General features: G+C 65.0%; 12 protein-coding genes. 7 read left to right on the top strand and 5 right to left on the bottom strand.

Features of this window, described 5'->3' with window-relative positions:
- The first annotated feature begins 7 nt into the window (after window positions 1–7).
- From CMN27_RS08190 to CMN27_RS08180, 3 genes are read left to right on the top strand one after another with little or no spacing between them, the layout of a single operon-like run.
- Complete coding sequence (locus tag CMN27_RS08190; RefSeq protein WP_293625513.1) at window positions 8–2,215, top strand: acetyl-CoA hydrolase/transferase C-terminal domain-containing protein; 2,208 nt, start codon at window positions 8–10, stop codon at window positions 2,213–2,215.
- Complete coding sequence (locus tag CMN27_RS08185) at window positions 2,212–3,105, top strand: MoxR family ATPase (protein ID WP_293625512.1); 894 nt, start codon at window positions 2,212–2,214, stop codon at window positions 3,103–3,105. The genes CMN27_RS08190 and CMN27_RS08185 overlap by 4 nt, the downstream gene beginning before the upstream one ends.
- Window positions 3,102–4,241: a VWA domain-containing protein gene (locus tag CMN27_RS08180; protein ID WP_293625511.1), complete on the top strand. Its 1,140-nt coding sequence runs from the start codon at window positions 3,102–3,104 to the stop codon at window positions 4,239–4,241. Before CMN27_RS08185 ends, CMN27_RS08180 begins: the two co-directional genes overlap by 4 nt.
- Before the next feature lie 653 nt (window positions 4,242–4,894).
- Here the strand turns inward: CMN27_RS08180 and CMN27_RS08175 are convergent.
- Window positions 4,895–5,959 (bottom strand): DUF5924 family protein, encoded by a 1,065-nt coding sequence (locus CMN27_RS08175; protein ID WP_293625510.1) that lies wholly within the window; start codon window positions 5,957–5,959, stop codon window positions 4,895–4,897.
- Between the two features lie 253 nt (window positions 5,960–6,212).
- Here CMN27_RS08175 and lipA point away from each other — a divergent pair, with 253 nt between their 5' ends.
- Window positions 6,213–7,208: a lipoyl synthase gene (gene lipA, locus CMN27_RS08170; RefSeq protein ID WP_366515427.1), complete on the top strand. Its 996-nt coding sequence runs from the start codon at window positions 6,213–6,215 to the stop codon at window positions 7,206–7,208.
- A gap of 36 nt (window positions 7,209–7,244) precedes the next feature.
- Here lipA and CMN27_RS08165 read toward each other — a convergent pair whose 3' ends face one another.
- The 4 genes from CMN27_RS08165 to CMN27_RS08150 form a co-directional block, all read right to left on the bottom strand.
- Entirely contained in the window at window positions 7,245–8,381 is a 1,137-nt protein-coding gene (locus CMN27_RS08165) for an AI-2E family transporter (RefSeq protein WP_293625508.1), read from the bottom strand.
- Between the two features lie 189 nt (window positions 8,382–8,570).
- On the bottom strand, window positions 8,571–9,335 hold the full coding sequence (locus CMN27_RS08160; protein WP_293625507.1) for an SDR family oxidoreductase: 765 nt from the start codon (window positions 9,333–9,335) through the stop codon (window positions 8,571–8,573).
- A 280-nt stretch (window positions 9,336–9,615) separates the two neighbouring features.
- On the bottom strand, window positions 9,616–10,452 hold the full coding sequence (locus CMN27_RS08155) for a methyltransferase domain-containing protein (RefSeq protein WP_293625506.1): 837 nt from the start codon (window positions 10,450–10,452) through the stop codon (window positions 9,616–9,618).
- A gap of 9 nt (window positions 10,453–10,461) precedes the next feature.
- Window positions 10,462–11,304 (bottom strand): class I SAM-dependent methyltransferase, encoded by an 843-nt coding sequence (locus tag CMN27_RS08150; protein ID WP_293625504.1) that lies wholly within the window; start codon window positions 11,302–11,304, stop codon window positions 10,462–10,464.
- Window positions 11,305–11,537: 233 nt separating this feature from the next.
- On the opposite strand from CMN27_RS08150, the gene CMN27_RS08145 reads away from it, so the two are divergent.
- The 3 genes from CMN27_RS08145 to CMN27_RS08135 are packed head-to-tail and all read left to right on the top strand — an operon-like array spanning window position 11,538 to window position 15,987.
- A complete protein-coding gene (locus tag CMN27_RS08145; RefSeq protein ID WP_293625503.1) occupies window positions 11,538–13,169 on the top strand; it encodes an ATP-dependent DNA ligase in 1,632 nt (543 codons plus the stop codon).
- Between the two features lie 37 nt (window positions 13,170–13,206).
- Window positions 13,207–13,512: a hypothetical protein gene (locus CMN27_RS08140; RefSeq protein WP_293625502.1), complete on the top strand. Its 306-nt coding sequence runs from the start codon at window positions 13,207–13,209 to the stop codon at window positions 13,510–13,512.
- Window positions 13,513–15,987, top strand: a complete 2,475-nt coding sequence (locus CMN27_RS08135) for a ligase-associated DNA damage response DEXH box helicase (protein WP_293625501.1) — start codon at window positions 13,513–13,515, stop codon at window positions 15,985–15,987.
- The last annotated feature ends 202 nt before the right edge of the window (window positions 15,988–16,189 follow it).

Raw genomic sequence — 16,189 nt, 5'->3', positions numbered from 1 at the left:
ACAGGCGATGAGCGAGCGACCGCAACGATTCACCGATGCCGAGGCCACGATCGATTGGCTCATCGACACCGTCGGCCACGATATCCATGTAGGCGCGCCGCTCGGGCTGGGCAAACCAGCCACGCTGCTCAACGCGCTCTATGCCCGGGCCAAGGCCAACCCCGAGATCAATCTCAAGATCCTCACCGCGCTGTCGCTGGACGTGCCGCAGGCCGGCAGCGAACTCGAACGCCGCATCATGGACCCGATCGTCGAGCGCGTGTTCGAGGATTATCCGGGCCTGGACTATGTGCGCGATCTGAATGCCGGCACGGTGCCCGACAACATCACGATTTCGGAGTTCTTCTTCCAGCCGGGCGCGATGCTCGGCAACGATGATGCCCAGCGCCACTATCGCTCGGTCAACTACACCCACGTCGCACGCGACCTGATCAACGCGGGCGTGAACGTTTTGATGCAGATGGGGGCACCCGGCCCGGACGACAGCCGGTTTTCGCTGTCCAGCAACACCGACGTCACCCTCGATCTGGTGCCCGTGGTCGAAGCCATGCGCGAGCGCGGTGAACCGATCTGGGTGGTCGGCCAGCTCAATGCGCGCATGCCGATGATGACCCGCAGCGCGCTGGTCGACGCCGCGCTGGCCGATGCGGTGTTCGAGGGGGAGAAGGCCACCTTCAAGCCGTTCGGCGCGCCGGCCATGCCGGTGGCCGACGCCGACTATGCGATCGGGCTGCGCGTATCGAGCCTGCTCGAAGACGGCGGCACGCTGCAGATCGGCATCGGCTCGTTGTCGGATGCGATCGCCTATTGCTGCGATCTGCGCCACAACCACAACGCCGACTACCGCACGCTCATCGATCGGCTCAACCGCAGCGATCACGAGCGCACCCTCGCCGAGGCGATCGGCGGTGAGGATGTCTTCGAGCGTGGCCTGTACGGCTGCACCGAAATGCTCGTGGATGCCTATATCCAGATGTATCGCTCGGGGGTGATCTCGCGCGCGGTCTACGACGATATCGATATCCAGCGCCTGCTCGATGCCGGCACCATCGGCGAACGGGTCGATGCCACTACGCTGGCCGCGCTGCGCGACAGCGGCGCCATTCGTGCCCAGCTCGACGGCGACGATGTGGCCCGCCTCAGGAACGTGGGCGTGTTCAAGGCCGGCGTGAGCTATGACAACCGCACCCTCGATGCAGGCGATGGCGGTGAGCCCATCGCTGCCGATCTGGACGACGACACGGCCCGCGCGGCGATCGTGTCGCGCTGCCTGGGTGACCGGCTCAAGGGCGCAACGCTCGTGCACGGCGGCTTCTTTCTCGGGCCCAACAGCTTCTATCAGGCGCTGCGCGATCTCGACGACGACGAGCGCGAACTGTTTCATATGACCAGCGTCGGTCAGATCAACGAGCTGTACGGAAACGAGGCCCTGCGCCGGGTCCAGCGGCGCGGCTCGCGCTTCGTGAATACCGCGATCAAGGCCACGCTCGCCGGGGCCATCGCCTCCGACGGGCTGGAGAACGGCCAGGTCATCTCCGGCGTGGGCGGGCAGTACAACTTCGTATCCCAGGCGCATGCGCTCGAAGACGGGCGTTCGATCATCTGTGTACGCGCGGTGCGCCAGTCCTCGGATGGGCCCGAATCCAACGTGGTGGCGCACTATGCGCATACCACCATCCCCCGCCATCTGCGCGATATCGTGGTGACCGAATACGGGGCGGCCGATCTGCGCGGCAAGACCGACGAAGAAGTCGCCATGGCCATGATCGAGATCGCCGACGCACGTTTTCAGGACGAACTGCGCAGCGCGGCCGTATCCGCCGGCAAGCTGCGCCGCGATTACCAGGTGCCGGCGCATGCGCGTAACAACACGCCGGACAATCTGCGTCGCCTGCTCGCCCCGGAAAAAGCCAAGGGCCGGTTCGAGCCCTATCCCTATGGCAGCGATTTCACCGAAATCGAGCGTACGCTCATCGCCGCCCTCAAGAAGCTGGCGGGCGGCTCGCACGGCAAAACGCTGTCGAGCTTTGCCCGGCATGCCTCGCGTCTGGCCACACTGCCGGCCAGCGCCGAGCCCTATCTTGAACGCATGGGCCTGCAACGCCCGCGCGGCCTGCGCGAATCGCTGTATGCCCGGGTGGTCGCCCTGGCGCTGATCAACGACGGCGTGATCGATACCGACGACGAGCCGGAAGACGAACCCAGCGATTCATGAGCGATATGCAATCGCGCCCGCGCTTCGACAGCCCCGAGGCGCTCGACGCCGCGCTGGCCGGCGAGGGCTACGTCAGCGATGCCGATCTGCGCATGACCCTGTATCTGGCCATGGTCCTGCACAAGCCGCTGCTCGTGGAAGGCCCGGCCGGCGTCGGCAAGACCGAAATCGCCAAGGCGCTGGCGGCCACGCTCGACACACGGCTGATTCGCCTGCAGTGCTATGAGGGTCTGGACGCAGCCCAGGCTCTCTACGAATGGGACTACCCGCGTCAGCTGCTGGAAATCCGGGTGCAGGAAGCGGCCGGCGCGTCCACCGACAGCCTGCGCGACAACCTCTATTCCGACAGCTTCCTGCTCGAACGTCCGCTGCTGGCAGCCCTGCGCCACAGCCCGCCGCCGGTGCTGCTCATCGACGAGCTCGACCGCGCCGACGAAGCCTTCGAGAGTTTTCTGCTGGAGATCCTGTCGGACTGGCAGATCAGCATCCCCGAGTACGGCACCGTGCGCGCCGAGGTGCCGCCGCTGGTGGTCATCACCGGCAACCGCACGCGGGCGCTCGCCGAAGCCACGCGCCGGCGCTGTCTCTATTTGTGGATCGACTACCCCGACCGCGCCAAGGAACGGGCCGTGCTCGAACGCCGGCTGCCCGGCATCGATACGCGCCTGGCCGATACCATCGCCGATTTTCTGGCCTGGGCACGGGAACAGGATCTGGCCAAGACGCCCGGGCTGGCGGAAACGCTGGACTGGGCCGCCGCCCTGATCGAACTCGGCGTTGCCGATCTCAACGACGAGCGCGTGCCCGCCACGCTCGGCGCCCTGTTCAAGGACGCGGCCGATATCGACGCCATGCGTACCCGTCTGGATGCCTATCGCGGCGAGCGATGAACGACTGGTCGCTGGCCCGCACCATGGCCGCCTTCGCCGATGAGCTGCGGCACGCCGGCATCACCGTCAGCCCGGCCGAAAGCGCGGATGCGCTCAGCGCGCTTGCCCATACGCCGCTACAACGACGCTCGGATTTCGCCCGGCTGCTACGCGCATGCATGGCCAAGACGCCCTCCGATCGGGCACGTTTCGATGCCGTGTTCGCCCGCTTTTTCGACGCGCGGCCCGCCGAGGCGGCCGAAAAGGTCGAGGCCGAGGACGGCGAACAGGGCAGCCAGGCCGCCGAGGGCGTCGGCGAGGCCGAACCGGCGCCGGCAACAGCCACCACGACCGACGACGATCGCAGCGAAGACACCCGCAGCGGTGCCAGCGCCACGCGTTATGCCATGCAGGCCGATCTGGCCGCGATCGATGCGGGCGAACGCGCGGCCATGGAGCGTTTGATACGCAGCCTCGGTCGTCAGCTCGCGCGGCGTACGGCCCGGCGCTGGCGAGCGCGTAGGCACGGCACGATCGATCTGCGCAACAGCCTGCGCGCTGCGATCGCCCGCGGCGGCGAGGTGTTCGAATTCCGTCGTCGATATCGTCCACGCGAACGCCCGCGGCTGGTGGTATTCGCCGACGTCAGCTATTCGATGGATGCCTACAGCCGCTTCTTTCTGTGTTTCATCCATGCCTTCGCGCGCGTGTTCCGCTCGGTGGAAAGCTATGTCTTCAGTACCGAGCTGTCGCGGGTGACCGATACGCTGGCGCGTTCGGCCTCGGTCGAAGCCGGGCTGGCGCGTCTGCCTGATAGCGTCGAGGACTGGGCCGGCGGAACGCGTATTGCCAGCGCGCTCGAAACCTTCATGCAGCGGTTTGCCGATCAACAGCTCGATCGTAATACCGTGGTGATGATCGTCTCCGATGGCTGGGACAGCGACAAGCCCGAACGGCTGCAGGCCGTGCTCAAGCGCCTGCGCGGGCGCTGCCGTGCCCTGGTATGGCTCGATCCGCTCATGGGGCACCCGCGTTTTTTCAGTACCGCGCTGGGTGCACAGCACGACTCGCCCTACGTCGATCTCTGCGCGCCGACGCGCAATCTGGCCGGGCTCGTGGCGCTGGTGGAGCGGCTGTCGCGGGCGCGGGTTGTTTAATAACCCGTCACCAGAACAGCTAACTCTGTCAGCCGTTTTCAACGCTGTGCCGGGTTAAGAATCATTGCATGTGGGCGTGCTTGGCGGGTTCACGCCACGCGTCTTTCGGCACTCTAGATTTCGGCTATCCCACGGTTTCGCGCTGCAGCGCGAGGCACTTTTCGGTTGCGCGTCGAACAAATAGCAGCCAAAAGGAAAGACGACTGGGTTATGGGTTGGCACTGCGTGTCTCGTTCGCTCCAAACGGGGCTCGAATACGGCCCTTAACCCGCCGTGGTGAGTCGCAACGCCTGCATATCGGAATCCGTGGGGTTGGCTACGTTCTTGTCGGTTTACGCCTTCGGCTAATTCGACCTACAAAAAATGTGGCCGTTAGCGAGCGCCGGCCACGTCGTTTGGCTTAGCCCGGCATGCCGTAAACCAAAAGGGAACAGGCTTCTTGGCTGGGTCGAACTATCCCGTTCGAATCCGCCCGAGGGGCTGGGTTCTTTGCTGGATCACGCTGGGCTAATCCACCTACGCCGGTCGTCCGGTGATGGTTGAATCGCCACCTGTCATTTGCGCGTTTGGCGTTCATTTGCGGGCTGTTTTTGAAACAGCGCGACGCCCACCACGGTGTTTCACGCGGGTCTGGCGGGCACACGATCTACGCGTTACTCCACCGTAAACCGCCGCGCACCGATCATCTGCCCGTCGTCGGTGATTACCGTCACGCGCCAGTGGCCGCTCGGGTCGTCGCCGAGGGCGAGTTTGTGGCTCCAGGCGCGGTAGCCGTTTTCCGGGCCGCCGCCGGTGATTTCCAGCGGGATGCGGTCGACCACCTCGCCGTCGTGCCACCACACATGCAATACCTGCTGTTGCAGCCCGCGCGGGGCGGCGATGGCGGTGAAGGCATAAAGACCGTCGCCGGCGAGTTCGTCGGCTTTGAAGTGGGTACGGTCCTGGCCGGGCTCGCGGTTGGCGACGTCCACCCGCAGGGTGATCGCCATATCGGTGGCGCGCAGGGTGGCCGGCGGAATCCAGAAGCGGCCGAACCAGGCGAGGCCCCCAAGGGCGATCGAAAGCGCGGCCAGCAGCAGCCAGCGCCACCACTGGCGGGCGCGAACGGCATCGTTGAAGCTGGGCAAGGCACAGACCCCCATGGCAACCGAGGCGATAGCGACACTCTCACCGGTGGTCAGCGACAGCATGATCGGCCCCGCCGCCAGAAGCGCAACAAAAAGCGTAAAGCCGTGAAATCCCAGGAACAGCCACCGGCGCTCGGCGATGCCGTGTAGATAGATCGGGTCCACCGTGGAGGCCGCGGCCGCGACGATCAAAAGACCGGTAAACAGCGCCTGGCCGCTCAGCCAGGTGGTCGTGGCCAGAAAGAACGGCAGCACGAAGAACAGCGTTTCCTGGTGCAGGCACTGGGCGCCAAAGCGTACGGCCGCCTGGGGGATGCGTTCGCCGAAGTAGCGGCCGAGCAGGCGGCACAGCAGGCCTTCGAACAGCAGCGCCAGCCAGCCCAGCAGCATGAGCGCGGTCACCCACTGGGCGAGCGCGGCCTGGCGTTCGACCAGGAAGAAACTGGCCGCGCCCATGGCAAACGATGCCACCGGCAACAAACGGCGATAGCGGTAGGCGATACGCCCCGCGCGACTGCTCAGCAGGCGCGTGAAATACCGCTCGACCGGGCTTTCGACCGAACTGTCGCTGGCTTGGGTTTCGCTGGCCACGGTACTCGCTTGTATCAATCCAGACAGATGGCCGCCGCCCGACCTGCGGGCGCGGCGGCGCGATCATAGCAGCGGCCTGGCTGTACGCCGGCTGACTGGCGGGCCCGGGCGGTGAATATCGTCGGCGACGGGGCTTGCAACGGTTATCGGCGCCCGCAACGTAGGGTTGAACGCGCCCGACGAGGCGGGGCCGATGCGGGTGTTATCATCGAACTCGGTCAGCGACACAGTACGAACGACGGTCGAAGACGGCATGAGCGATTTCAAAGGCATTCCCGTGGTCACGGGCAGCAAGGTCCAGAAGCCCAACGGCACGCGGGCGATCAAGAACGGCATGAAGGCGAACAAGAACGCCGCGGCCGTACCGATCGGGCGCAAGCCGGACTGGCTGCGCGCGCGTCTGCCCACGGGCGACACCTATCAGGCTGTAAAGAAGAACGTGCGCGAGCACAAGCTGGCCACGGTCTGTGAAGAATCGATGTGCCCGAACATCGGCGAGTGCTGGAGCCACGGCACCGCGACTATCATGATCATGGGCGATACCTGTACCCGCGCCTGTCGCTTCTGCGCGGTGGATACCGGCAACCCGCGCGGCTGGCTGGATGCCCAGGAGCCGGAGCACTGTGCCGATTCGGTCGAGATCATGGGCCTGAACTATATCGTGCTCACCTCGGTGGATCGCGACGACCTGCCCGACGGCGGTGCCCAGCACTATGCCGACTGTGTGAAGGCGATCAAGGCACGCACTCCCAACGTAAGGGTGGAAGCGCTGGCGCCGGATTTCCGCGGCGTGGCCGAATACGTCGACAAGGTCGTGGATTCCGGGCTGGAAGTGTTCGCCCAGAACGTGGAAACGGTCGAACGCCTGACCCACGTCGTACGCGATGCCCGGGCCGGCTATCGCCAGACCCTGGATGTGCTCGAACACGCCAAGAAGCACAATCCCGACGTGCTCACAAAGACCAGCGTCATGCTGGGGCTGGGTGAGACCGAAGACGAAATCGCGCAGACGCTGGACGATCTGGCAGCGATCGGTGTCGATATCGTCACCTTCGGCCAGTATCTGCGGCCCACCGTCAACCACCTGCCGGTCGAGCGCTATGTGCCGCCGGCCGATTTTGCCAAGTATCGGCAGTGGGGCCTGGCCCGCGGTTTCCTGGAAGTCGTCTCCGGGCCGCTGGTACGCAGCTCTTACCGCGCCGATCGGGTGTTCGACAAGAACAACGCCGGGCTCGACCAGACGGCATAACGCGGCCCAGCCGGGCCGTGCAGCCCGGCCGCGGGGTTAGTGCTCGGGTGGGGTCTGTCGAACGTTGTCGAGTTCTGCATGGCGTTCGGACAGGAAATCGCCGAGGTTATGCAGCGCTTCGATATGCTCGCAGAGCGTCTTGAGGGCCACGAGCAGCGGTAGCGCCACGATCATGCCCACCGCCGACCAGAGCCAGGCCCAGAACGTGACCGTGATGAATACGATCACCGTGTTCAAACGCAGGCTACGCCCCACGAAATAGGGCGTGATGATCTGACCTTCGAGCGTGGTGAGCGCGAAATACACGCCCGGTACGATCAAGGCCCAGCCCACCCAGTCGAAGGTGATGAGCGCGATCATCCCCGCGATCGCAACGCCGCCGAGCGCGCCGAGATAGGGGATGAAATTGAACAGAAAGGCGATCACCCCGAACACGGCCGGATAAGGCATGCCGAATGCCCACATGGTCAGCCCGACCGCCACCCCGAGACCGGCATTGATCGTGGTGATCGTCAGCAGATAGCGCGAGAGCTTGCGCTCGATATCGTGGGCGATCTGGGCGGCGCGGCGCTTGTCGCGAAAGCTCGGCATCACGTGCACGAGCTTTTCGTAGAACATGTCGCCCGAGGCGAGCAGAAACAGCAGCAGCACCATCGTGAACACGAACTGGGCAATCGCGTTGGGTGCGAGCAGTGCAGCCTGGGTCGCCGCGCTTTCGCCTTCGATTTCCACCGTTTGAACGTCCGGCGTGTCGCTGCGGGTCATGGACTGCAGCTTTTCGTTGGCCTCGAAGATGGCGCTGAACGGGCCGGCAATATCGGACAGCTGCTGCTCGATGCGTTGCTCGATACGCGGGGCGTTCTCGATCCAGCCCGTGGCGGGCACGGCCAGTGCCGCGATCGCAAACAGAAAACTCACCAGCAGTACGCTTACGATCACAAGCGACGACAGGGCGGGCGGCACCCGACGCCGGTCGAATACGCGCCGAATCGGCGCGAATACCATCGACAACAGAAAGGCGAGCACGATGGGCACGAAAAAGCTGCGTGCCTGGCTCAGCACCGAAATGGAGGCATAGACAAACAGGGCGACGAGTATCCACTTCACCAGCGGACTCGCGCCCGGCTCGACCGAGTCGTGGCTGTCACTGGATTTCGTGTCGGTTTCAGCCATTCGAGACTCGGGTGGGGGGCGATATCGCTGGCGCGGCGTCCGTCGCGCGGCAGCGCCTAGCTAACCACGAAAATCGAAGTTTTCGTATGATTTCGGCAAAAAACAGGCGATCGGCCCGGATGGCGCGATCGCCTGTGTGATGACCCGCGGCCGGTATGGCCACGGGCGAGCCGGTTTGCGCGGCGCGCGTCAGACCTGGGGCGGTTGACCGTTGGAGGCCATCAGCCCGCCGTCGACCGGCAGGTTCACGCCGCTGATGAAGCGGGCGTCGTCGCTGGCCAGAAACGCGATGGCCGCGGCGATGTCTTCGGGCTCAGCGCCCGCGCCCAGCGGCATGCGCTCGGCGAACTTGTCGAGCAGGTTGTCCTTTTCGAACACGCCACTGGCCATGTCGGTACGGGTCAGGCTCGGGCAGACCGCGTTCACGCGTACCCCGTCGCCGCCATGATCCAGTGCCAGCGCCCGGGTGAAGTTGCTAACCGCGCCCTTGCTGGCGTTGTAGACGCTCATGGCCCAGTCACCGCCGAGGCCGGACACCGACGAGGTGTTGACGATGTTGCCGCGGTTTTCGATCAGATGCGGCATGGCGGCGCGACAGCAGTGGAAGACGCCATCGACGTTGATCGACATGATCTTGCGCCAGGTGTCGTCGTCGGTATCGGTAATCCGGCTCTGGGTGGCCACGCCGGCGTTGTTGACCAGAATATCCAGCCGCCCGCAGGTCGCGATGACGTCGTCGACGAGCGCATTCACCGCTTCGGCGTCGGCCACGTCGGCCGGGCGCACGTGAACCTGCTCGGCGGGCAGATCCTTGGCGACCTCATCGAGCTTTTCCTTCGTACGGCCGACGAGCACGACGGTCGCACCTTCGTCGACGAGGCGTTTGGCGGTGGCCGCCCCCATGCCGGAGCCGGCGCCGGTGATCAGAGCGATCTTGTCCTTGAAGCGTTGCATGCCTGCGGTTCCTGTATTGGGCGTTAAAACTGAACGACCCCGGCCGGGCTAGCCTGGCTGGCCGTTGTCTCATGCAACCAAAGCTGACGATGAACGCGCCTGAATCAAGCCCGTACGCGATTATTTACAGGATTCACCGTGCGGCGTGCACAGACCATCTGGGCTTCGAGCGATCGGTCTTTCGCCGTATTCGCGTGTCTTCGCGTTCATTTGCGGACACGCTGCTTGCTTGAGTACGGCCAACGGCTTTTCACACATCTACAATCACTGTAGGGCCGATTCAGCGCTTGTCGAAGACCATGATGCCCCAGGCCAGATGGCCGGCCTTGCCGGCCTCCACCCAGTGCTGCAGGCCCTTTTTCATGTTGTCGATATAGGCTGTCGAGATGGCCGAATCGCGCAGCTCGTCTTCGCGTTCGACAAGTGTGTCGTGAATGCCGCCGTAGTGTCGCGGTATCTGGCGGGTATGGTCTTCGAAGGCGCGACGGGTGAAGCCGCGGCGTTCAAGTGCTCGTGTATAGAAACCGGGCGAGCCCATGGTATCGAGCTGTATGCGATCGAGCACCGGCTGCAGCACCCCGTCAGGACAGTCGTCGGCCTGCATGGGATCGGTGAAGATGAACGTGCCGCCGGGTGCGAGCACACGGGCGACTTCGTCGAGCACACGCTCGCGATTGCCGGAATGCAGCATGGCATCCTGCGACCAGACGATATCGAAATAGCCGTCGTCGAAGGGGATGTTTTCGAAGTCGCCGTCGACGACGCGCACCCGATCGTCCAGCCCGCGTTCGGCGTTCTTGCGCCGTGCGCGCTCGTTCTGCACTTCCGACAGGTTCAGCGACACCACCGTGGCGTTGTGGCGTGCGGCGACATGGCGCGCCGAGCCGCCGTAACCGCCGCCGATATCCAGCACGCTCGCGCCGTCGAGCGCGGGCCCGAGTGCGTCGCACATGCGCTCAACGGTGCGATGGCTGGCATCGAGCACGGCCTCGGAGGCGGATTCGTACAGGCCGATATGGATATCCTCGCCGCCCCACAGGCGCGAGTAGAAGTTCTCGGCGTCGTCGCTGTTGTAGTAGGCCTGGGCCGTGCGTACGGCCTGGGAATACTGCGTCATGTTCGCTCCTTACGAGTTGTCCGTTTCGGCTTCGCGATAGGATTTTTCGGCGACGTGGATGAAGAAGTCCGGCTCGGTTTCCCGGTAGCTGCTCTGGAAATCGCCGTAGGTGGTCACCGACTGAAAGCCCACCTGGTGCATCAACTCGTGCACATAGCCCTTGCGTAACGGGAACATGTTGAGGTGGTAGACCTCGTCGCCCGGGAAGGTATAGCGAAACCGGGCGAGGCCATCGTCGACATGCTCGGGCGCGGCCGAGACATCGGCGCCGCAGTAGTAGTACTTGTGCCCGGGTTCGGCCTTGCCGTCGAGCAGGGCGTCGTAATTGCGCTGATCGAGGATGAGAATGCCGTCATGCTTGAGCATGGCGTAGAACTCGGCGAGCGTGCGCCGACGGTCGTGCTCGGAAAAGATATGGGTGAAGGAGTTGCCCAGACAGATGATCGCGTCGTAACGTCCCACCACGTCCCGCGACAGCCAGCGCCAGTCGCTGTGCACCGTGGACAGGATCATGCCGCGCTGGCGGGCGTTCTCGAAGGCCTTGGCCAGCATCTGCGGACTGCCGTCGATACTGGCAACCTCGAAGCCGGCCTTGAGTAGTTGTACGGAATGAAAACCGGTGCCGGTGGCCGCATCGATAACGGATTGGCAGCCGTAACGCTTGAGCACGTCGATGAAGAAACTGCCTTCGCTGGCCGCGCGCCCGTCCCAGTCGATGAGATCGTCCCAGCGTTCCACGAAGTCGTGGACGTATTCGTATTGATAGTGGTCGGTTTCGCGCACGTCGGTCGGTTTCGCGCCGAAGGTCTGGGTGCGCTGGAATATCGGGTTGTTCTGGGTCGCTTCTTTCATACACGAAAGTCCCCGTCACGGTGGCGCCGGTCGCCGACGTCTCGCCGCAAGCTTTTCAAATGGAATGACTACGTTATGCAACCCGCGCGCCAGGCTACAACCGCTGTTCGCCAGGTCGTTGATGCGACAGTAAAGACGTCGTTCCGTTGTGCTTACCCGCCGACGACAGGTTTTGCACAGCGTCGAAATTGCACCATCGTCGTGCCGTCACTTGCGATGGATGGGCACTAGCCGTGCGTCGGTTTACCGCGCTCTACACGCGCCTGGACGCGAGCACGGCCACCAACGACAAGGTCGCGGCCATGCGCGACTATTTCGCGGCCGCGCCGCCCGCGGATGCGGCCTGGGCAGTCTCGTTTCTGTGTGGGCGGCGCATCAAGCGGCTCATCCCGTCGGCACGGCTGCGCGAATGGACCGCCGAGGCGATCGACATGCCGTTGTGGCTGGTCGAGGAAAGCTATTCGGCGGTCGGCGATCTGGCCGAGACCGTCACCCTGCTGCTCGATGAAATCGAAACCGGCGATACCGGCCTGGAGATCGCCCTGCACGACTGGGTGGAACAGCGCATCCTGCCGCTGCGGGATATGGACGACGAGGCCCGCAAGGCGCGCATCGTCGGCTTCTGGCGGGAACTGCCCACCGATGCCCGCTTTACTCTCAACAAGCTGCTCACCGGCGCGTTTCGCGTGGGCGTATCGCGCCGGCTGGTCACCCGGGCGCTGGCCGAGACAGCCGATATCGAACCTGCCCGGATCGCCCATCGGCTGATGGGCCGCTGGCGGCCCACGCCGCAGTTCTTCGAACGCCTCATCGACCCGGAAGATCGTGGCGAGGACGCCGCCCAGCCGTACCCGTTCTTTCTGGCTTCGCCGATCGAACAGGCGCCGATCGAAGCGATGGCCGATCTGGGCGCGCGCAGCGACTGGCATGCGGAATGGAAATGGGACGGCATACGCGCCCAGCTCATCCGTCGCCAGGGCCAATGTCATATCTGGTCGCGCGGCGAGGACCTGATGGAAGGGCGTTTCCCGGAGCTCGAGGCCGCGGCGGCCGATCTGCCGGATGGCTGCGTGCTCGACGGCGAGATTCTGGCCTGGGCCGAGGGCGAGCCGCGGCCGCTGCCGTTCGCGCGCCTGCAGCGGCGTATCGGCCGGCTCAAGCCGTCGGCGAACATGCAGGCCAAGCACCCGGTGCGTTTTCTGGCCTACGACCTGATGGAATACGACGGCAGCGATGTTCGCGAGTCGCCGATCGAGGATCGCCGGGCGAAGCTGCAGGCGTTGGTCGACGGACTCGAGTCGGATACGCGCATCGCGGTATCGGCGAACGTGGAATCCACCGGCTGGGACGAACTCGCCGCCCTGCGCGAGCGCAGCCGCGAATTCGCCACCGAAGGCTTCGTGCTCAAGCGCGCACGCTCGCCGTATCGGGTCGGGCGCACCCGCGGGGACTGGTGGAAGTGGAAGGTCGACCCCTATTCGATCGATGCCGTGCTGCTCTATGCGCAGCCGGGCAGCGGCCGGCGTTCCAACCTGCTCACCGACTACACCTTCGCGGTCTGGGACGGCGAGAATCTGGTGCCGTTTGCCAAGGCCTATTCGGGGCTGACCGACGAAGAGATCGGCCAGGTCGATCACTGGATTCGTCGCAACACACGCGAGCGCTTCGGCCCGGTGCGCTCGGTCGAGCCGACGCATGTGTTCGAATTGCACTTTGAGGGCATTCAGGCGTCCAACCGCCACAAGTCCGGCATTGCCGTACGCTTTCCGCGTATCGCGCGCTGGCGACACGACAAGCGGATTGAAGACGCTGACACGCTCGACGGCGTCAAGGCGCTGCTACCGATCGAGGAACGTATCGAATGAGCTGTTCAAGCCAGATGGCCCCTGCGCGGCCCGCGCCATGACCGCCCGCCATTCCGAGTCCGAATCGCAGGCGCCCGAACCCACGCGCATTCGTTTTGCCGACATGACCTGGCGCGACTATGTGCGTATTGGCCTTGGCGTGTTCTTCTTTTTGTTGGGGCTTGCCGGCTTGGTGCTGCCGATCCTGCAGGGCGTGCTGTTTCTGATCATTTCGGCGATTCTGCTGGCGCCCTATTCGATCTGGGTACAGAAACAGCTGCGCCGTTTCGAGCGCCGTTTTCCCTGGGTGGCCGAACAGGCGCGGGCGGTGGCCGCACGCTGGAACCCCGGCAAGCGCGACTGAATGGAGTCGGCCGAGGCGCGTATCGAGGGCTGGTTCGCCGCCCGCGACTGGCAGATATTCGATTTCCAGCGCGAGGCCTGGGCGGCCTATGCTGCCGGCGAGTCGGGCCTGATCCATGCGCCCACCGGCACCGGCAAGACGCTGGCGGCCTGGTTCGCAGCACTTGGCGACTGGCTGGCCCGCGCCGACGACCCCAACGACAATCCCGGCCTGACTCTGCTGTGGATTACGCCGCTGCGCGCGCTGGCAGCCGATACCACTGCGCACCTGGCTGCGAGCGCGGGCGAACTGGGGCTGAACTGGCGCGTGGAACAGCGCACCGGCGATACCAAGAGCCATATCAAGGCCCGCCAGCGCAAGAAGCTGCCCAGCGCGCTCGTGACCACGCCGGAAAGCCTGGCGCTGCTGTTGTCCTATGCCGACCACGAAACGCTGTTCGGCCAGCTCGACGGGGTGGTCGTCGACGAGTGGCACGAGCTGTTGTCGAGCAAGCGCGGCGTCCAGCTCGAGCTGGCCCTGGCCCGGCTGCGCCGTCTGCGTCCGAACCTGCGGACCTGGGGATTGTCGGCCACGCTGGCCAATATCGACGAGGCCGCGGATGCGCTCACCGGCGGGCGTGCCGCGCGTGAAATTCGCGGCCTGGTACCGGCCGAAACCCGTATCGAAGCGCTCATCCCCGACACGATCGAACGTTTTCCCTGGGCCGGGCATCTGGGTACGCGCCTGGTCGAGCCGGTCATCGATGCGCTGGAGGCCGCCGAAACCACGCTGCTGTTCACCAACACCCGCTCGCAGGCCGAACTCTGGCACCAGGCGCTGCTGCGTGCCCGGCCGGACTGGCTGGAGCGTATCGCCCTACATCACGGCTCGCTGGATCGCGGTCTGCGCGAGCAGGTCGAGGCCATGATCGCCGACGGGCGCCTGGCCTGCGTGGTGGCCACGTCGAGCCTCGATCTGGGGGTGGATTTCTCGCCGGTCGATCAGGTCATCCAGATTGGCAGCCCCAAGGGCGTGGCCCGTCTGCTCCAGCGGGCCGGGCGTTCCGGCCATCGCCCGGGCGCGGCCAGCCGTATTCTGTGCGTGCCCACCCATGCCTTCGAACTGGTCGAGATCGCCGCGGCTCGGCGCAAGGCGCTGGCCGGCGATATCGAAGCACGTACACCCCTGACCGGCGCGCTCGACGTGCTTTCCCAGCATATCGTCACCCGCGCACTGGGCAGCACCCGCGAAGGCGGGGTGGACGAAAACGCGCTGCTCGCTGAAGTGCGCAGCAGCCGGGCTTATCGCGACCTGTCCGACGCCGAATGGCAGTGGACGCTGGACTTCGTCACCCGCGGCGGCGCGGCGCTGTCGGCCTACCCGGAGTTTCAGCGCGTCGAGCAGGTGGATGGCCGACTGCGGGTGACCGATCGGCGCATCGCCCGCCGTCATCGCATGACCATGGGCACGATCACCTCGGATGCGGCCATGAGCGTGCGCTTCATGAAAGGCGGGCGCCTGGGCACGGTGGAAGAACGCTTCATCGCCCAGCTCAAGCCGGGCGACGTATTTCTGTTCTCCGGACGCCTGCTGGAGCTGGTGCGGGTACGCGAACTCACCGCCTATGTGAAAGCGGCGACGCGCAAGAACCGCCAGGTGCCGCGCTGGGCCGGCGGGCGCATGGCGATTTCCGGCACCCTGGCCGATGCCATCCGTCACCTGCTGGAAGCCGCCCGCGACAACGACTACCGCGAGCCGGAACTGGCCGCGATCCGCGACCTGCTCGAAATCCAGCGCCGCTGGTCGGCACTGCCGGCCGCCGATGAGCTGCTCATCGAGCACGTCACCAGCCGTGAAGGCCGACACTGGTTCTTCTACCCCTTTGCGGGCCGGCTTGCCCATGAAGGCCTGTCGGCGCTGGTGGCCTGGCGGCTGGCGCAGATGCACAAGGCCTCGTTCCGGTTTTCGGTCAACGATTACGGCTTCGAACTCGTTACCCGCAACAAGGTCGATTTCAGCGAGGCCGAGCTGCGCGCTGCACTCTCGCCGGATAATCTGGTGGACGACCTGCTGGCCTGCCTGAACGCCGCCGAGCTGTCCAAGCGGGCATTTCGCGATATCGCCCGGATCGCCGGGCTGGTGTTTTCCGGCTACCCCGGCGCCCACAAGAGCGCGCGCCAGGTCCAGGCCTCCAGCGGGCTGGTGTTCGATGTACTCACCCGCTACGACGCGAACAATCTGTTGCTCGACCAGGCCCGGCGCGAAGTGCTGGAACGCGAACTGGAGTTCAATCGGGTGTCCGCCGCACTCGAGGCCATCGCCGGCCAGTCGCTGTGCATAGCCAACCCGCCACGGCTCACGCCGCTGGGTTTTCCGCTCTGGGTCGAGCGGGTGGCCAGCCAGGTGTCGAACGAATCCTGGCGCGATCGCGTCGAGCGCATGACCGTACAATTGGAAAACGCCGCGGATAAGCCGAAGAGAGCGAACCGCAAATGAACGCGAGCTGCGCCACTGCACGGCACATGTAAGGCGGGAAGACATTTTTCCGCAGATCGACGCAGATCGACGCAGATCAAGACAAGCGAAGATATTGACCAGCCTGTGGTTCGATATTGAAGTCAGCTGCTTGCAACGCGACAGCGTTTAACTGGGCTCAAAGTCGCGCACGAGCCTTATACGCACCTTCCCGTCGATCTAC

This window comes from Salinisphaera sp., assembly GCF_002729955.1.
Taxonomy (GTDB): Bacteria; Pseudomonadota; Gammaproteobacteria; order Nevskiales; family Salinisphaeraceae; genus Salinisphaera.
The sequence above is the reverse complement of the archived record's forward strand: the minus strand, read 5'-3'. Positions and strand labels throughout refer to the sequence as shown.